Origin of the sequence: Serratia sp. PGPR-27 (genome assembly GCF_022678525.1) — a bacterium.
GTDB lineage: Bacteria > Pseudomonadota > Gammaproteobacteria > Enterobacterales > Enterobacteriaceae > Serratia > Serratia nematodiphila.
The window spans coordinates 35,810-53,946 of the sequence record NZ_JALBYS010000035.1; the positions used below are offsets into that span (position 1 = coordinate 35,810).

At 59.9% G+C, this 18,137-nt stretch carries 13 protein-coding genes; 5 read left to right on the top strand and 8 right to left on the bottom strand.

The genetic code is table 11. The features are described from left to right. Nucleotides 1-22: 22 nt before the first annotated feature. Both cysI and cysJ read right to left on the bottom strand, forming a co-directional pair. Complete coding sequence (cysI, locus tag MMS95_RS18200) at nucleotides 23-1,738, bottom strand: assimilatory sulfite reductase (NADPH) hemoprotein subunit (protein WP_021505320.1); 1,716 nt, start codon at nucleotides 1,736-1,738, stop codon at nucleotides 23-25. Continuing rightward, nucleotides 1,738-3,540 (bottom strand): NADPH-dependent assimilatory sulfite reductase flavoprotein subunit, encoded by a 1,803-nt coding sequence (gene cysJ / locus MMS95_RS18205; protein ID WP_048326201.1) that lies wholly within the window; start codon nucleotides 3,538-3,540, stop codon nucleotides 1,738-1,740. The genes cysI and cysJ overlap by 1 nt, the downstream gene beginning before the upstream one ends. A 436-nt stretch (nucleotides 3,541-3,976) precedes the next feature. Here cysJ and queD point away from each other — a divergent pair, with 436 nt between their 5' ends. Beyond that, nucleotides 3,977-4,336 (top strand): 6-carboxytetrahydropterin synthase QueD, encoded by a 360-nt coding sequence (queD, locus tag MMS95_RS18210; protein WP_004932638.1) that lies wholly within the window; start codon nucleotides 3,977-3,979, stop codon nucleotides 4,334-4,336. Nucleotides 4,337-4,366: 30 nt separating this feature from the next. On the opposite strand, the gene queE is transcribed toward queD, so the two are convergent. Further along, complete coding sequence (gene queE, locus MMS95_RS18215; protein WP_242142034.1) at nucleotides 4,367-5,038, bottom strand: 7-carboxy-7-deazaguanine synthase QueE; 672 nt, start codon at nucleotides 5,036-5,038, stop codon at nucleotides 4,367-4,369. Nucleotides 5,039-5,365: 327 nt separating this feature from the next. Here queE and MMS95_RS18220 point away from each other — a divergent pair, with 327 nt between their 5' ends. The 4 genes from MMS95_RS18220 (at nucleotide 5,366) to MMS95_RS18235 (ending at nucleotide 11,802) form a co-directional block, all read left to right on the top strand. Then, on the top strand, nucleotides 5,366-6,706 hold the full coding sequence (locus MMS95_RS18220) for an aromatic acid/H+ symport family MFS transporter (protein WP_242142037.1): 1,341 nt from the start codon (nucleotides 5,366-5,368) through the stop codon (nucleotides 6,704-6,706). Nucleotides 6,707-7,081: 375 nt separating this feature from the next. Then, a complete protein-coding gene (hutU, locus tag MMS95_RS18225; protein WP_015376677.1) occupies nucleotides 7,082-8,773 on the top strand; it encodes a urocanate hydratase in 1,692 nt (563 codons plus the stop codon). After that, on the top strand, nucleotides 8,770-10,305 hold the full coding sequence (gene hutH / locus MMS95_RS18230) for a histidine ammonia-lyase (RefSeq protein WP_015376676.1): 1,536 nt from the start codon (nucleotides 8,770-8,772) through the stop codon (nucleotides 10,303-10,305). Before hutU ends, hutH begins: the two co-directional genes overlap by 4 nt. Before the next feature lie 102 nt (nucleotides 10,306-10,407). Then, on the top strand, nucleotides 10,408-11,802 hold the full coding sequence (locus MMS95_RS18235) for an amino acid permease (protein WP_015376675.1): 1,395 nt from the start codon (nucleotides 10,408-10,410) through the stop codon (nucleotides 11,800-11,802). A gap of 37 nt (nucleotides 11,803-11,839) precedes the next feature. Here the strand turns inward: MMS95_RS18235 and MMS95_RS18240 are convergent, their stop codons facing one another. From MMS95_RS18240 to pyrG, 5 genes are all read right to left on the bottom strand, one after another. Then, nucleotides 11,840-13,036 (bottom strand): methionine gamma-lyase, encoded by a 1,197-nt coding sequence (locus MMS95_RS18240; protein ID WP_031300382.1) that lies wholly within the window; start codon nucleotides 13,034-13,036, stop codon nucleotides 11,840-11,842. Nucleotides 13,037-13,066: 30 nt separating this feature from the next. Further along, the gene (locus tag MMS95_RS18245; protein WP_015376673.1) at nucleotides 13,067-13,471 is read right to left on the bottom strand and encodes a hypothetical protein; all 405 of its coding nucleotides are present in this window, start codon (nucleotides 13,469-13,471) and stop codon (nucleotides 13,067-13,069) included. Next, a complete protein-coding gene (locus tag MMS95_RS18250; RefSeq protein ID WP_075684532.1) occupies nucleotides 13,468-14,658 on the bottom strand; it encodes an FAD/NAD(P)-binding oxidoreductase in 1,191 nt (396 codons plus the stop codon). The genes MMS95_RS18245 and MMS95_RS18250 overlap by 4 nt, the downstream gene beginning before the upstream one ends. Before the next feature lie 298 nt (nucleotides 14,659-14,956). Next, complete coding sequence (gene eno, locus MMS95_RS18255) at nucleotides 14,957-16,252, bottom strand: phosphopyruvate hydratase (protein ID WP_004932670.1); 1,296 nt, start codon at nucleotides 16,250-16,252, stop codon at nucleotides 14,957-14,959. A gap of 81 nt (nucleotides 16,253-16,333) precedes the next feature. Continuing rightward, nucleotides 16,334-17,971, bottom strand: coding sequence for a CTP synthase (glutamine hydrolyzing) (gene pyrG, locus MMS95_RS18260; protein WP_004932674.1), 1,638 nt, complete (start codon nucleotides 17,969-17,971; stop codon nucleotides 16,334-16,336). Nucleotides 17,972-18,137 lie beyond the last annotated feature (166 nt).

Genomic DNA, 18,137 nt, shown 5'->3' on the forward strand with positions numbered 1-18,137 from the left:
TCTGCCCAGGGGCCGCCCGGCCTCACTCCCAGAAATCTCGCGCCGGATCCAGCACCGGTTTGACGACGCCCGCGCGCACGGTGAAGTCACCGAAACCTTCGCCGGCGTTGCGCTCCTTCGCCCAGCGTCCCACCAGCAGATCGATCTCGCTCAGGATCTCATCTTCGTTGATGTTCTCGCGGTACATGCGCGGAATGCGCGTGCCTTCGCGGTTGCCGCCCAAATGCAGGTTATAGCGGCCGACCGCCTTGCCCACCAGCCCCAGCTCCGCCAGCAGCGCGCGGCCACAGCCGTTCGGGCAGCCGGTGATGCGCAGCACGATATGCTCGTCGCCCACCCCATGCCGATGCATAATCCCTTCCACCTTGGTGACAAACTGCGGCAGGAAGCGCTCGGCCTCCGCCATCGCCAGCGGGCAGGTCGGGAACGATACGCAGGCCATCGAGTTCTTCCGTTGCTCGCTGATCTGGTCGTCGATCAGGCCATGATCGCGCGCCAAGGCTTCGATCTTCGCCTTCTCGCTTTCCGGCACGCCGGCGATGATCACGTTTTGGTTCGCCGTCAGACGGAAGTCGCCTTTATGGATCTTGGCGATCTCCGCCATGCCGGTCTTCAGCGGGCGCCCCGGATAGTCCAGCAGGCGGCCGTTCTCGATAAACAGCGTCAGGTGCCACTGATCGTCTATGCCCTTCACCCAACCGATGCGATCGCCGCGGCCGGTGAATTCATACGGCCGGATCGGCGCGAAGGTGATGCCGGCGCGCTTTTCCACTTCGGCGCGGAAAACGTCCACCCCAACGCGCTCCAGCGTGTATTTGGTTTTGGCGTTCTTGCGGTCGGTACGGTTGCCCCAGTCGCGCTGCGTGGTCACCACCGCTTCCGCCACCGCCAGCGTATGCTCGAGCGGAATGTAGCCGAACTCGCTGGCCTGGCGCGCGTAGGTTTTCTTGTTGCCGTGCTCAATGGACAGCCCGCCGCCCACCAGCAGGTTGAAGCCCACCAGCTTGCCGTTTTCGGCGATCGCCACGAAGTTCATGTCGTTAGCGTGCAGATCGACGTCGTTCTGCGGCGGGATCACCACCGTGGTTTTAAATTTGCGCGGCAGGTAGGTCGGCCCCAGAATCGGCTCTTCGTCGGTGGTGGCCACCTTCTCCTGATCCAGCCACACCTCTGCGTAGGCGCGGGTGCGCGGCAGCAGGTGTTCGGAGATCTTCTTCGCCCACTCGTAGGCTTCCTGATGCAGCTCGGACTCCACCGGATTGGAGGTGCACAGCACGTTGCGGTTCACGTCGTTGGCGGTCGCCAGCGCGTCCAGCCCCAGGCGGTTCAGCAGCTGGTGCACCGGTTTGACGTTGCCTTTCAGAATGCCGTGAAACTGGAACGTTTGGCGGTTGGTGATGCGAATGCTGCCGTACAGCGTGCTCTCCTGGGCGAACTTGTCGATGCCCAGCCACTGCTGCGGGCTGATGATGCCACCCGGCAGGCGACAGCGCAGCATCATGGCGTGGCGCGGCTCCAGCTTCTGCTCGGCGCGTTCGGCGCGAATGTCGCGGTCATCCTGCTGGTACATGCCGTGAAAACGGATCAGCAGGAAGTTGTCGCCGTTGAAGCCGCCGGTCAGGCCGTCGTTCAAATCTTCGGCGATGGTGCCACGCAAGAAGTTGCTTTCCTTCTTCATGCGCTCCGCATCGGCCAGTTTGCCTTCGACTACCAAAGGCCCGGGGTGTTTATCACTCATCAGTAAACATCTCGCTGATAACGGCGCTCAAGGCGCAGCTCACTTAAAAATTCATCCGCCTGCTCGGTATCCATGCCACCGTGCTCGGCCACCAGTTCCAGTAATGTGTTTTCCACGTCTTTTGCCATGCGATTGGCATCGCCGCAGACGTAAATGTGCGCGCCTTCCTGAATCCAGCGCCACACTTCCGCGCCCTGTTCGCGCAGTTTGTCTTGTACATATATTTTATGTTGCTGGTCACGGGACCAGGCCAGATCGATGCGGGTCAGCAGGCCGTCTTTCACATAGCGCTGCCATTCGACCTGATACAGGAAATCTTCGGTAAAGTGCGGGTTGCCGAAGAACAGCCAGTTTTTGCCGCCGGCACCGTCGGCGTCGCGCTGCTGCATAAAGGCGCGGAACGGCGCGATGCCGGTGCCCGGGCCGATCATGATCACCGGCGTTTCCGGGTTGGCCGGCAGGCGGAAGTTATCGTTGTGTTCGATAAACACCCGCACGTCGCCGTCTTCCTCCAGGCGATCCGCCAGGAAGCCGGAGGCGCCGCCGCTGCGGGCGCGCCCGTCGATGTCGTAACGCACCACGCCCACGGTGATGTGGACTTCGCTTTCGTTCTCCGCCTGTGAGGAGGCGATGGAGTACAGGCGCGGCGTCAGCGGGCGCAGCAGGCCGACCAGCTGTTCGGCGCTCAAGTCCGCCGGCGCCTGGCGCACCATGTCGACGATCGGCGTGTTGTGCGCGTAATGCTGCAGCGCGGCTTTATCCGCCAGCAGGCCGATCAGCGTTTCGTCGCGCGACAGCGCGGCGTATTTATCGACGATCGGCGTGGTGTTCTGCGTCAGCTCGAAATGGCTGCGCAGCGCCTGCGCCAGCGGCAGGGTCTGCCCTTCCACCTCGACCGGCTCGTCGCCTTTCAGCCACAACAGCTGCACCAGTTCGTCCACCAGCGCCGGATCGTTGTCGAACCATACGCCGAGCGCATCGCCCGGCTGATAGCGCAGGCCGGAGTCGCCCAGATCGATCTCGATATGGCGCACGTCTTTATCCGACGCGCGGCCGGTAATTTTCTGCTTGACCGCCAGTTGGGCGGTGAGCGGCTGTTCCTTGCTGTACGGGCTGCTGTCGATCAGATCGACCGCGCCGCTGGCCAACACGCCCGGCGCGGCGCTTGCCGCCGGCGCGCGCGCCTTCAGCACCGACACCACCTGTTTGCGCCAGGCGGCGGCCAGTTCCTGGTACTCCACGTCGGCGTCCACGCGCTCCACCAGGCGCTCGGCGCCCAGCTCGGCCAGCTTGCCGTCGAAATCCTTGCCAGACTGGCAGAAATTCTCATAAGAGGTGTCGCCCAGCCCGAACACCGCAAAAGCGGTATCATTCAGCTTCGGCGCCTTTTTCGAGAACAGGAATTTATGCAGCGCCACCGCTTCTTCCGCCGGCTCGCCTTCTCCTTGCGTGGAGGCGACGATCACCAACAGGCGCTCTTGAGCTATCTGCTTGAACTTGTAGTCGCCGGCGCTGATCAGCGTGGCGCTCAGATTGGCGGCCAGCAGATCGTCGCGCAGCTGCTCCGCCAGGCGGCGCGCATTGCCGGTCTGCGAAGCGGAAATGATGGTGATGCCGGCGGCAGCCGCAGGGGCAACAGGCGCAATGGCCACGGCTCCGGGCTGTTGATTGACCATGCCCCAAAAATAACCGGACAGCCACGCCAGCTGCGTCGGCGAATAGTCGCCGATCGTCGCCTGCAAGCGTGCCAGCTGTTCGGGCGTCAGCGGGAGCAAAGATGTTGGAGGAGCCTGAGTCGTCATTGCTGTACTTATTTCCTATACTTAGCGCCTTTCCTGCCAGGCGCGCGCCAGTGTCAGTCGCTGTCTCTTCGCTGCGTCGGGCGTGCGGAAAAGATCAGGAGAGTTTGTAAGGTTACCGAGCAGAATAGCAACGATTAAATAAGGGATAGCAATAAATCATAACCAAAATGACTAAGCTGTTTTTCTGGTAAGGGATAACGCTTAAACCGTTAAACAAAGTTTTTTATCCAGATGAAATTAAAGCGCTTTTTTTCATCGTTTTTTCACCGTTCAACATTTCGGCTCATAGCCCCAGCCGATAGGTGCCGCAAACACCAAACAAAAAAAGTGTTAAACGGGCGCGTTGACCGTGGCGGTAGACCATAACGGTATAAATGGCAAGCAGACGCGCTTTCCGGTACTATGCGGCGGTTTTTGAGTCAATGAGGCCGTAATAATGGCAACCACGCTGTTTAAAGATTTTCAGTTTGAAGCCGCACACCGCTTGCCGCACGTGCCGGAGGGCCATAAATGCGGCCGTCTGCATGGGCATTCGTTTATGGTGCGTCTGGAAGTGACCGGTGAAGTGGATCCCCACACCGGTTGGGTGATGGATTTCGCCGAGCTCAAGGCTGTGTTTTCCCCGATCTGGGAACGGCTGGATCACCATTATCTGAACGATATTCCAGGATTGGAAAATCCCACCAGCGAAGTGCTCGCCGCCTGGATTTGGCAGCAGCTCAAGCCCCAGCTGCCGGAATTGACGGCGGTGATGGTGAAAGAGACCTGTACGGCGGGATGCGTATATAAAGGTTAAAAGAAAGGGCGCCGCAATGGCGCCCTGATTTTAGGCGATGTTCAGATACTTGTGGGTCTGCATCGACAGCCGCCAATTGCGCGCGATACAGGTTTCAATACACAGACGGGTCGCCTCTTCTTTCTGGCTGATCGGCTGCAGTGCGATAATGCGCGCCTTGTCATCCTGCAACGTCGCCAGCAGCGCATCCAGTGCCTCGATGTCGCGCTCGCGCGCCACCGGATGCTTCACCTCGTCGGCGCGCCGCAGCGCCTGATCCAACACCTTCATGCCGCCGCGCATATTCACCTTGGGCGAAACCGTCACCCAGGTGTTGGCGGAACAGCGAATTTCGTGGGTGCCGCTGGTCTCAATCTGGCAACGGTAGCCGTGCTGTTCGAACAGCTCGGTCAGCGGCGCCAGATCGTAGATGCAGGGTTCGCCGCCGGTGATCACCACATGACGCGCGGTGTAGCCTTGCTGACGCATCACCGCCAGCAGCTGCTCGGCGCTGGCACTGCCCCAGGCGTCGCTCTCTTCTGTTTTGACCAGGATCCGTTGCAGGTCTACTTCCCGATGGGCTTCCTTTTCCCAGGTATGTTTGGTGTCGCACCAGCTGCACCCTACCGGGCAGCCCTGCAGGCGGATGAAAATGGCCGGCACGCCGGTGAAAAAGCCTTCGCCTTGCAAGGTTTGGAACATCTCGTTGATCGGGTACTGCATCGGTTTCTCAATCTGGAAAAGTAAAAAACGATTATCGCAGATTCCGGCTCGGCGACCAAACGGCCAAAATTGTATTAAATTTTTTCCTCCGCGCCGCCGCCAGCATATCTCACCGCCAATGGCGTTCATTTAATTTGTTAACCGGTCTTAGGCCTTTCATCCACGGTGCAACCTGCTCCACAGAAAACAACACGAAGTTAACAAATAAGATAATTATATTTGACATAAAGCGCCGACGCGCAGATGTATATACAAGCAAACACAAGCCGAGCATCAGTTTCGGCCACGTACTATTCATCACGACTACATCTGCGTTTAGAGGGTGCCATGACTCATTCCACCAGCGAGTTAAACATTCAACAGGCCATCGACGACAGCAAGTTTTCGCTGTTTCACTGGACACTGATCATTCTCGGATTCCTGATCCTCGCCATCGACGGTTTCGATACCGCCGCCATGGGCTATATCGCCCCCTCGGTCGCCAAAGACTGGGGCATCGTCAAACAGGATCTGGGGCCGGTGCTGAGCGCCGCGCTGCTGGGGCTGTCGCTCGGCGCGCTGATCGCCGGGCCAATCTCCGACCGCATCGGCCGCAAGCGCGTGCTGGTGTTTTCCTGCCTGTTCTTCGGCCTGTCAAGCCTGGCCACCGCCTACGCCGGCTCGCTCAATAGCCTGACGCTGTGGCGTTTCCTCACCGGCCTCGGGCTGGGAGCGGCGATGCCCAACGCTATCACGCTGATCTCCGAATACGCGCCGCAGCGCTGCCGTTCGCTGGCGATCAATACCATGTATTGCGGCTTTCCGCTGGGCGCGGCCGGCGGCGGCGCCATTTCATCGTGGCTGATCCCGAGCTACGGCTGGCACAGCGTGCTGTTGCTCGGCGCCATTGCGCCGCTGGCGTTGACGGTGTTGCTGATCCTGCTGCTGCCGGAATCGGTCAAATATATGGTCAACCGCGGGCAGGATGCGGCGAAGATCAAACGCATCGCGCAACGCTTCGTCAGCCAGAGCCTCGACGGCGTGACGCGTTTCTACCTGTATGAAGAGAAGCTGACGCAGGTCAAGACCAGCGTCGGGCTGCTGTTCAGTCGCCCTTACCTGCTCGGCACGCTGATGCTGTGGGTGACCTACTTCATGGGGCTGGTGATCTACTACGTGTTGCTGAGCTGGATGCCGATCCTGATGCAGGGCTTGGGCTATCAGCTGGAGCAATCGGCGATGCTCACCTCGCTGTTCACCTTCGGCGGCACGCTGGGCATCCTGGTGGCCGGCTGGCTGATGGACCGCTGGAATGCGCACAAAGTGGTCTCGAGCGGCTTTGTCGTCACCGCCCTGCTGATCGTGGCGATGGCCACCGAAGACAAACAGATCGTGCTGCTGGGCGCCTTCATCTTCCTGATGGGCGTCACCATGAACGGCGCGCAGTCCGGGCTGCAAACGCTGGCGGCCACCTTCTACCCGACCCACAGCCGCGCCACCGGCATCGCCTGGATGCAGGGCATCGGCCGCTTCGGCGGCGTCGCCGGCACCATGATGGGCGCCCAACTGCTGGCGATGCAGTGGGAAGTGCAGAGCATCCTGATGTTCCTGTGCGTACCGGCGCTGATCGCCGCCATCGCCACGGTGTGCAAGATGAGCCGCAAGCCGATGCTGCAACCGGCCGCCTGAGCCTGGCAAGCCCGTCCACGGCGGGCTTTCTTGCCGCGGTGATAGGGCTTGTTTATCCTCCGCCGCCAACTGTAATCAGTCTGTAAAAATATTGTGACTAGCCGCCCAAAAATGAGTCAACTTTAATTCATTTTTGCCGAACAGCTCACTTTTCTCCGGCTTTTCGCACATGAAACCGGCGATAAAAAATCGCATATCAACCTGATATAAAAAGAAAATAACTTTTTCTTATGCCACTTTTCAGCGGCAACTGGTCAGTGTTGCATATGCTTGTACATACAAGTATATGTTAATAAGCCCTACGCATTGTTATGCCGTGGTACTCATCCCCACCGCGGCATGGAATCTGCACCGATACTGTTTGAGGAAAATGCTGTGACTACAAATAACAAAGTTCGCAATGTCGATGTACGCGCGCCACGCGGCACACAATTAAACGCAAAAAGCTGGCTGACCGAAGCGCCGTTACGCATGCTGATGAACAACCTCGATCCTGAAGTTGCGGAGAACCCACACGAGCTGGTGGTGTACGGCGGCATCGGCCGCGCCGCGCGCGACTGGGATTGCTACGACAAGATCGTCGAAACCCTGAAAACGCTGGAAGAAGACGAAACCCTTCTGGTGCAGTCCGGCAAACCGGTCGGCGTATTCAAAACCCACAGCAACGCGCCGCGCGTGCTGATCGCCAACTCCAACCTGGTGCCGCACTGGGCAACCTGGGAACACTTCAACGAGCTGGACGCCAAAGGCCTGGCGATGTACGGCCAGATGACCGCCGGCAGTTGGATCTACATCGGCAGCCAGGGCATCGTTCAGGGCACCTATGAAACCTTCGTCGAAGCGGGCCGCCAGCACTACGACGGCAGCCTGCAGGGGCGCTGGGTGCTGACCGCCGGTCTGGGCGGCATGGGCGGCGCGCAGCCGCTGGCCGCCACGCTGGCGGGCGCCTGCTCGCTGAACATCGAATGTCAGCAGAGCCGCATCGATTTCCGTCTGAAAACCCGCTACGTCGATGAGCAGGCCAAAGATTTGGACGACGCGCTGGCCCGCATCAAAAAATACACCGCCGAAGGCAAAGCCATCTCCATCGCCCTGTGCGGCAACGCGGCGGAAATCCTGCCTGAGCTGGTGCGCCGCGGCGTGCGCCCGGACATGGTCACCGACCAGACCAGCGCCCACGACCCGCTGAACGGCTACCTGCCGAAGGGTTGGAGCTGGGAAGAGTATCGCCAGCGCGCACAGACCGAGCCGGCCAAGGTGGTCGCCGCCGCCAAGCAGTCGATGGCCGATCACGTCAAAGCCATGCTGGCGTTCCAGCAGATGGGCGTGCCGACCTTCGACTACGGCAACAACATTCGCCAGATGGCGAAAGAAACCGGCGTCGACAACGCCTTCGACTTCCCAGGCTTCGTGCCGGCCTACATCCGTCCGCTGTTCTGCCGCGGCATCGGGCCGTTCCGCTGGGCGGCGCTGTCCGGCGATCCGCAGGACATCTACAAAACCGACGCCATGGTGAAAGAGCTGATCCCGGATGACGAACACCTGCACCGCTGGCTGGACATGGCGCGCGAGCGCATCAGCTTCCAGGGCCTGCCGGCGCGCATCTGCTGGGTTGGCCTCGGCCAGCGCGCCAAGCTGGGCCTGGCGTTCAACGAGATGGTGCGCCGCGGCGAACTGTCCGCCCCGATCGTCATCGGCCGCGACCATCTGGATTCCGGCTCTGTTTCCAGCCCGAACCGTGAAACCGAAGCGATGAAAGACGGCTCAGATGCGGTCTCCGACTGGCCGCTGCTGAACGCCCTGCTGAACACCGCCAGCGGCGCCACCTGGGTTTCCCTGCACCACGGCGGCGGCGTCGGCATGGGCTTCTCCCAACACTCCGGCATGGTGATCGTCTGCGACGGCACCGACGAAGCCGCCGAGCGCATCGCCCGCGTGCTGCACAATGACCCGGCTACCGGGGTCATGCGTCACGCCGACGCCGGCTACGATATCGCTATCGACTGCGCCCGCGAGCAAGGCCTGAACCTGCCGATGGTTGCCGCGACCCAAGGAGAAAAAGCATGAAAGCGCTGACTATTCGCCCGGGCAAACTGACGCTGGCCCAGCTACGCGACGTCTATCAACACCCGGTGACGCTGACGCTGGACGACAACGCCTACGGCCCTATCCAACAGAGCGTGGCCTGCGTGGAACGCATCGTTGAAGAAAACCGCACCACTTACGGCATCAACACCGGATTTGGCCTGCTGGCTTCGACGCGCATCGCCCGCGACGATTTGGAAAACCTGCAGCGTTCGATCGTGCTGTCACACGCCGCCGGCGTGGGCGAGCCGACCGACGACAATCTGGTGCGCCTGATCATGGTGCTGAAGATCAACAGCCTGTCGCGCGGCTTCTCCGGCATTCGCCTGGAAGTTATCCAGGCGCTGATCGCGCTGGTCAACGCCGAAGTCTATCCGCATATTCCGCTGAAAGGCTCCGTCGGCGCCTCCGGCGACCTGGCGCCGCTGGCGCACATGAGCCTGGTGCTGCTGGGCGAAGGTAAGGCACGCCATCAGGGCCAATGGCTGCCGGCGACCGAAGCGCTGGCCAAAGCCGGCCTGAAACCGCTGACGCTGGCGGCGAAAGAGGGCCTGGCATTGCTGAACGGCACCCAGGTCTCCGCCGCCTTCGCGCTGCGCGGCCTGTTCGATGCCGAAGATCTGTTCGCGGCCGCCACCGTGGCGGGCAGCCTGACGGTGGAAGCGGCGCTGGGCTCTCGCAGCCCGTTCGATGCGCGTATCCACGAGGTGCGCGGCCAGCGCGGCCAGATCGACGCCGCCCTCGCCTATCGCCACCTGCTCGGCGCGCGCAGCGAAGTCTCCGACTCGCACCGCAACTGTGAAAAAGTGCAGGATCCTTACTCCCTGCGCTGCCAGCCACAGGTGATGGGCGCCTGCCTGACGCAGATCCGCCAGGCCGCCGAGGTGCTGGAAATCGAAGCCAACGCCGTCTCCGATAACCCGCTGGTGTTCGCCGAACAGGGCGACGTGCTGTCCGGCGGCAACTTCCACGCCGAACCGGTGGCTATGGCCGCCGATAACCTGGCGCTGGCATTCGCCGAAATCGGTTCGCTGTCCGAGCGCCGCATCTCGCTGATGATGGACAAACACATGTCGCAGCTGCCACCGTTCCTGGTGGAGAACGGCGGCGTGAACTCCGGCTTCATGATCGCTCAGGTCACCGCCGCAGCGCTGGCCAGCGAAAACAAAGCGCTGGCGCATCCATCAAGCGTCGACAGCATTCCGACCTCCGCCAACCAGGAGGACCACGTTTCCATGGCGCCGGCCGCCGGCCGCCGCCTGTGGAACATGGCGGACAACGTACGCGGTATTCTGGCGGTCGAGTGGCTGGCCGCCTGCCAGGGCCTGGATTTCCGCAACGGCCTGAAGACCTCGGAAGGTCTGGAGCAGGCGCGCCGTCTGCTGCGCGAGCATGTCAGTTTCTACGACAAGGATCGTTTCTTCGCCCCCGACATTGAAGCCGCCAGCCAACTCTTGGCGGCCGGTCACCTGACATCGCTGCTGCCTGCGGCGCTGCTGCCTAGCCAGGCATAATCATCACATACTGAATCACGCAGTTTGTTCTGCCCCGCCGGGTGCGTTCCACCCGGCGCGGGCAGCGCGTGCCTGTTCGGCAAACACTTAACGGGAAGCAACATGCGTAACGAAACAACACAACTCAGACGCGGACTAAACGCGCGACATATCCGTTTCATGGCTCTCGGCTCGGCGATCGGCACCGGCCTGTTCTACGGCTCCGCCGGCGCCATCCAGCTGGCCGGCCCGGCGGTGCTGCTGGCCTACCTGGTGGGCGGCGCGGCGGTATTCATGGTGATGCGCGCGCTGGGCGAAATGGCGGTGCACCAGCCAGTTTCCGGTTCGTTCGGCCACTACGCCAGCCACTATCTCGGCCCGCTGGCCGGGTTCCTCACCGGCTGGACCTACACCTTTGAAATGGTGATCGTCGCCCTGGCGGACGTCACTGCCTTCGGCATCTATATGGGGCTGTGGTTCCCGGACGTCGCCCAGTGGGTCTGGGTGCTCAGCATCATCCTGTTTATCGGCGCGCTCAACCTGTGCAGCGTCAAGGTTTTCGGCGAGCTGGAGTTCTGGCTGTCGCTGGTCAAGGTCGCCGCCATCGTGGCGATGATCGTCGGCGGTGCGGCGGTAATGCTGTTCGGTTTCGGGCAAGCCCAGCACGCCACCGGCATCAGCAACCTGTGGCAGCACGGCGGCTTTATGCCTAACGGCATCGGCGGCGTGGTCGCGTCATTAGCGGTAGTGATGTTCGCCTTCGGCGGCATCGAGATCATCGGCATCACCGCCAGCGAGGCGAAAGACCCCGCCAAAGTGCTGCCGAAGGCGATCAACGCCGTACCGGTGCGCATCCTGCTGTTTTACGTGCTGACGCTGACGGTGCTGATGGCGATCTATCCGTGGAACAGCATCGGCCAGAACGGCAGCCCGTTCGTTGAGATCTTCAGCAACCTCGGCATCAGCTCCGCCGCCAACGTGCTGAACGTGGTGGTGATCACCGCGGCCATTTCGGCCATCAACAGCGACATCTTCGGCGCCGGCCGCATGATGTACGGCATGGCGCAGGACGGCCAGGCGCCGCGCAGCTTCACCAAGCTGACCGCCAGCGGCGTACCGTGGATGACAGTGCTGGTGATGTCGGTCGCCCTGCTACTGGCGGTGGTGCTCAACTACCTGATCCCGGAGAAGGTCTTCATGATCATCGCCTCAATCGCCACCTTCGCCACCGTCTGGGTGTGGCTGATGATCCTGCTGTCGCAGATCGTCATGCGCCGCACGCTGTCGCCGGAAGAAACGCGTCAGTTGAGCTTCCCGGTGCCGTGGTGGCCGGTGGCGCCGGCATTGGCGACCGCCTTTATGGCGTTCGTCATCGGCCTGCTCGGCTACTTCGAAGAGAGCCGCATCGCCCTGTACGTCGGGCTGGTGTGGATCGCGTTCCTCACCGCGGCTTACTGGCTGTGGGTACGCAAAAAAGGCGGCGGTTCGCCGGTGACCACAGCGACGCAACAGATGTAACGCTCGCTTCGGCTAAAACCCGCTGCGGCGGGTTTTTTTATTGCGCCTGCGCCAGCGCTTGCAGGATATCCGCCTGCAGATCGTCAAACGCCTCCAGCCCGGCGGACAGCCGCACCAGCCCCTCGCTGATGTGGTGCCGTTTCCGCTCTTCCGGCGTGTAGGCCGAGTGCGTCATGCTGGCCGGGTGTTGCGCCAGGCTTTCGCAATCGCCCAGGCTGACCGCGCGCAAGATGAGCTGCAGCGCGTTGAGGAAGCGAATGCCCGCACGCAGGCCACCCCGCAGCTCAAACGCCAGCATGCCGCCGGGGCGCGCCATTTGCCGCTGCGCCAACGCATGCTGCGGGAAGTTCGCCAGGCCGGGGTAATACACCCGCTCGACCGCCGGATGCTCCGCCAACATCTCCGCCAGGCGCTGCGCATTATCGCAATGACGATCCATGCGCAGCGGCAAAGTTTTCATCCCGCGCAGCACCAGCGCGGCATCCTGCGCTGACAGTACCGCCCCATTCATGTCCTTTAGCCCCTCCAGACGGATCGCCTCGGCCAACGCCTGACGCGTCACCGCGATCCCGGCCAGGAGATCCCCGTGCCCGCCGAGGTACTTGGTCGCCGAGTGCACCACGATATCGGCGCCTAGCGCCAAAGGCCGCTGCAGATAGGGCGTACAGTAGGTGTTGTCCACCAGCAACAGCGCCTGATGCCGATGGGCGATCTCCGCCACGGCGGCGATATCGATCAAACGCATATTGGGATTGGCCGGCGTTTCGCAATACACCAGGCGGGTACGCGGTCCAATGGCCGCCGCCAACCGCTCCGGCCGGGTCAAATCAACGTGGGTTATCTTGACGCCAAAGCGCGCCAGACCATGATGAAAGTAGCTGAAGGTGCAACCATAGACGGTTTCGTCGACAATCAGCTCATCACCCGGTCTGAGCAGCGTCCAACAACACGCGGTGATCGCCCCCATGCCGGAAGCGAACGCCACCGCCGCCTCCCCCTCCTCCAGGTTGGCGATGCGTTGCTCGAGCAGGTTTAACGTCGGGTTGGCGATGCGCGAGTAAAAGTACCCCGGCTCGGTGCCGGCAAAGCAGGCGCCGCCGTATTCCGCCGTGGGAAAAGCAAACGTAGAGCTCATAAACACCGGCGGAGACAGTGCCCCCTGATACCGCTGAGGATCGTAGCCGTAATGAATAGCCCGGGTGGCAAAGTCGTGGCCAACTGCTGTAGCGGACATAACACAACTCCTTACCTGAGTGAGTGAAGCTTAATTCGACGATTCATCTGGCAGGGCTGACGGCAACGCGCTGTCTCGCGTGCGCCGGCCGATGATTTGTAAAGTACGCAGCAGCAACGTTAACCCCAGCAGGGTATCCGGCTGCTTCAGCAAGGCGTACAGCGCGCGAAAACTGGCCGGTGGTGGATTCAACTGCAGCTCGCTGTGCGCCATCTGCAGCGCCGTTCCGCCTTCCCAGCCGAGGGTCACCAAACCTTCAAAGACGCCGGCTAATTTCTCCACCAGCGCGTTGTCGGCAATATCCACCACGTCCGACAACAGCGACAACAGATCGACCACGTTATCCAACCGGCCACCCGCCAGCAGCGGCTGCAGTTTCTCGAGCAACGCCGCCAATGATTGCAGGTCAGCCGCATGCACCGTGCTTTCCGTCATATCAGCCCCCTTACCGTGGCCCAGTAAAGGCCGCGGTTAAACCCATTGCGCAGCATGCCGCCCACCTTGGTGGCGGGCGTCGGCAGCACGTCGTGACGGTAGTCGTACACCAGCGGCATGCCGGCATTCAGCCCCATTTGCGCGACCGCCTGCACCTTGCCGTCATAATGGCTCACGGTTTGGCCCAGCCGCATTTCCGCCACGATGTTGTCGGCAATGACCGGCGCCTGATTATGGCAAGAGCCGCCGGCCTTGCTGACCGGCAAATCCACGGTATCGCCTATGACATACACGCCCTGTTGGCCGTAGACCTGCAGCGTTTGATGATCGGTCGGCAGCCAGCCTTCACCGTTTTGACTCTCGCTCAACCCGGTATTGCGCACCGCCTCGACTGCGCGAATCGGCGGCGTTGCCATCAGAATGTCGAACGGCTGCTCTTCCCCCTCAGCGGAATAGGCGATGTTACGTTGGGCGTCTACCCGGCTGAGGGTAAACCCACGCTGGTGGAGAATGTCACGTGCGGCAAAAATGGCGGGCAGCGCTTCGCCGGTCGGGCGCTGTAAAAACAGGCAGTTACGCAGCAGTTGAGAAATGGTTGGGTAGGTATAAACGATCTCCACCGCCTTGCGCACGCCGCGCCGCCGCAGGTAGTCGTCCAGCATCAGGGTGGTTTCGATCGGCGCGATGCCGCACTGATGGGGCACGTTGGGCGTTTCAGGGAAGGACACGGTGATGAAAATGCGGCCTTTCTCGATCGTCGCCAGCTTATGCGCCAACTGCCGCGCGGCCTGATACTGGTAGAAATGATCGCCCGCCTGCGCCAACCCTTCGATGCGCTCTGGCCAAGGTACGCAGCCGGTGGCGAAAACCAGAAAGTCATAGGAGTAAAGCTTACCGCTTTGCGTCGCTATACTTCGCTGTTTTAAATCGAAAGATTCCGCTTTATCAATAATAAACTGTATTTCAGGCCGCAATAAACTCCGCTGTGAACGCGTGAGCTCCTGCTTGAAAAAAGTATTGAATGCCACATACATAAACGCCGGTTTGTAATAATGCAGCGGTGAATCCGATATCATTAATAACTCAACTTTATTATTAATAATTTCCCGGTGCAATTTTGCGGCCAATAAATTGGCCAATATGGTGCCGCCGGTTCCGCCGCCGACAATGATGATTCGCTGTCGCATCAAGCCCTCGCTCAACCGGCCAGCAAGCCGGCAGTATTAAGGTATGGTGATGTTCAAGGTCTACGGCAGAACGGCGAGAAATAAACTGCCTTATTGGCAGTCTAGTAACGAATAGTTATAAAGCAAACAAAATTGGAATATAAAATAAGCGCGTTTACTATCTTTAATGAAATTATCGGGTTAAACAAAACCACGCTTTCAATAAAAAACTTATTATTAAAATGACAATCATCACGAATTTAAAACATAAAAAAACCCGCCGCGGCGGGTTTTTATTTAGCAACCGAATCGGTCGAACTTACTGGCCTTTAACTTCTTTCAGGCCGTTGAACGGCGCACGGTCACCCAGCGCTTCTTCGATACGGATCAGTTGGTTGTACTTGGCAACGCGGTCAGAACGGCTCATGGAACCGGTTTTGATCTGACCAGCCGCAGTCCCTACCGCCAGGTCAGCGATGGTCGCGTCTTCGGTTTCACCGGAACGGTGAGAGATCACCGCAGTGTAACCGGCGTCTTTCGCCATCTTGATAGCTGCCAGGGTTTCGGTCAGAGAACCGATCTGGTTGAACTTGATCAGGATGGAGTTAGCGATGCCTTTCTCGATGCCTTCTTTCAGGATCTTGGTGTTGGTCACGAACAGATCGTCGCCAACCAGCTGGATTTTGTCGCCCAGTACTTTGGTCTGGTAAGCGAAGCCCGCCCAGTCGGATTCATCCAGGCCGTCTTCGATAGACACGATTGGGTACTGTTTGGTCAGCTCTTCCAGGAAGTGAGTGAACTCTTCGGAAGTGAAGGCTTTGTTACCTTCGCCGGCCAGCACGTATTTACCGTCTTTGTAGAATTCGGAAGCCGCGCAGTCCATCGCCAGAGTGACGTCTTTGCCCAGCTCGTAGCCCGCCGCTTTTACCGCTTCAGCGATAACCGCCAGCGCTTCGGCGTTGGAACCCAGGTTTGGCGCATAGCCGCCTTCGTCGCCCACGGCGGTGTTCATGCCTTTGGCTTTCAGAACTTTCGCCAGGTGGTGGAACACTTCAGAACCGATGCGCACCGCTTCTTTCAGGGTCTTCGCGCCAACCGGCTGAATCATGAATTCCTGAATGTCGACGTTGTTGTCAGCGTGCTCGCCGCCGTTGATGATGTTCATCATCGGCAGTGGCATGGAGAATTTGCCTGGGGTGCCGTTCAGTTCAGCGATGTGCTCGTACAGCGGCATGCCTTTAGAGGCTGCAGCCGCTTTCGCTGCTGCCAGGGAAACCGCCAGAATGGCGTTGGCGCCGAAGTTGGATTTGTTTTCGGTGCCGTCCAGCTCGATCATGATCTTGTCGATGTTCGCCTGGTCTTTGGCATCTTTACCCAGTACTGCCTGAGCAATCGGACCGTTTACTGCAGCAACGGCTTTCAGTACGCCTTTACCCAGGAAACGAGACTTGTCACCGTCACGCAGTTCCAGCGCTTCGCGGGAACCGGTAGAAGCACCTGACGGCGCAGCAGCCAGGCCGACGAAACCGCCTTCCAGATGAACTTCGGCTTCAACAGTCGGGTTACCGCGGGAGTCGATGATTTCACGACCGATGACTTTAACGATTTTGGACATTAGGTTTTCCTCAGTACAAGTTAAACTAAAACTCCAGACAAACAGCGCGCGGTTCTCACCGCGCGCCGCCTACCAAATATGTTATTTCACCTGGCGCTTCTGATGCTCGCCAGCGGCTTTCACGAAGCCGGCGAACAGCGGATGCCCATCACGCGGCGTAGACGTAAATTCCGGGTGGAACTGACAGGCTACAAACCACGGGTGATTCGGCAGTTCAATGATCTCAACCAGCTTGTTGTCGGCGGAACGACCGGCGACACGCAGCCCTGCGGCTTCGATCTGCTTCAACAGCATGTTGTTAACTTCGTAACGGTGACGATGACGCTCGACAATGGTCGGTTCGCCGTACAGCTGGCGCACCAGGCTGTTGTCGCTCAGGTTGCACTGTTGGCCACCTACGCGCATCGTGCCGCCCAAATCGCTTTCTTCGCTGCGCACTTCGACGTTGCCGTCTTCATCGCGCCATTCGGTGATCAACGCCACCACCGGGTACTTACAGTCTGGCATAAACTCGGTGGAGTTGGCGTTCTCCATCCCCGCCACGTTGCGAGCGAACTCCATCAACGCCACCTGCATGCCCAGGCAAATGCCCAGATAAGGAATGTTGTTCTCGCGCGCATAGCGTGCGGTCATCACTTTGCCTTCCACGCCGCGATAGCCAAAGCCGCCCGGGATCAGGATCGCGTCCAGCCCTTTCAGCACTTCCACGCCGCGGGTTTCCACGTCCTGCGAGTCGATCAGCTTGATGTTCACGGTCAGACGGTTTTTCAGCCCGCCGTGCTTCAGCGCTTCAATCACCGACTTGTAGGCGTCCGGCAGCTCAACGTATTTACCGACCATACCGATGGTCACTTCGCCGCCCGGATTGGCTTCTTCGTAGATAACCTGTTCCCATTCGGCCAGGTTGGCTTCCGGCGCGTTCAGGCTGAATCGTTTACAAATATAATCGTCCAGTCCCTGAGATTTCAATAGGCCTGGGATTTTATAAATAGAATCAACGTCTTTCAGAGAGATAACCGCTTTTTCCGGCACGTTGCAGAAAAGCGCGATTTTAGCGCGTTCGTTAGCAGGAACCGCGCGATCGGAGCGGCAAATCAGCACATCAGGCTGAATACCGATGGAAAGCAGCTCTTTTACGGAATGCTGGGTCGGCTTGGTTTTCACTTCGCCCGCCGCCGCCATGTACGGCACCAGCGTCAGGTGCATGTACAGCGTGTGCTCGCGGCCCACTTCCACCGCCATCTGACGGATGGCTTCGAGGAACGGCAGCGATTCGATATCGCCGACGGTGCCGCCGATTTCCACCAGCACCACATCGTGGCCTTCGCCGCCTTCGATGATGCGCTCTTTGATCGCGTTGGTGATGTGCGGAATGACCTGCACGGTCGCGCCCAGATAGTCGCCGCGGCGTTCTTTACGCAGCACGTCGGAGTAGATGCGGCCGGTGGTGAAGTTGTTGCGACGCGACATTTTGGTGCGGATGAAGCGCTCGTAGTGACCCAAATCCAGATCGGTTTCTGCGCCGTCTTCGGTGACGAAAACTTCCCCATGCTGAATCGGGCTCATGGTGCCCGGATCCACGTTGATGTACGGGTCCAGTTTCATGATGGTAACGTTGAGGCCACGGGCTTCAAGAATAGCCGCCAGAGAGGCTGCGGCAATGCCTTTACCCAGAGAGGATACGACCCCGCCGGTCACAAAAATATAATTAGTTGTCATGCTGAACCTGAGAGTTTAGGTTTAAAGACGATGGAAGAACCAGGACGGGAAAGTAGTATACCCGAACCTCTCCTGACCTACAAACGATCGTTTTGCTGTCCATCATCTCGGCCGCCCTCCCGTGTTCATCAGGGTTTACTCCGCCGGCGCCCCGCAAACCCTCCAG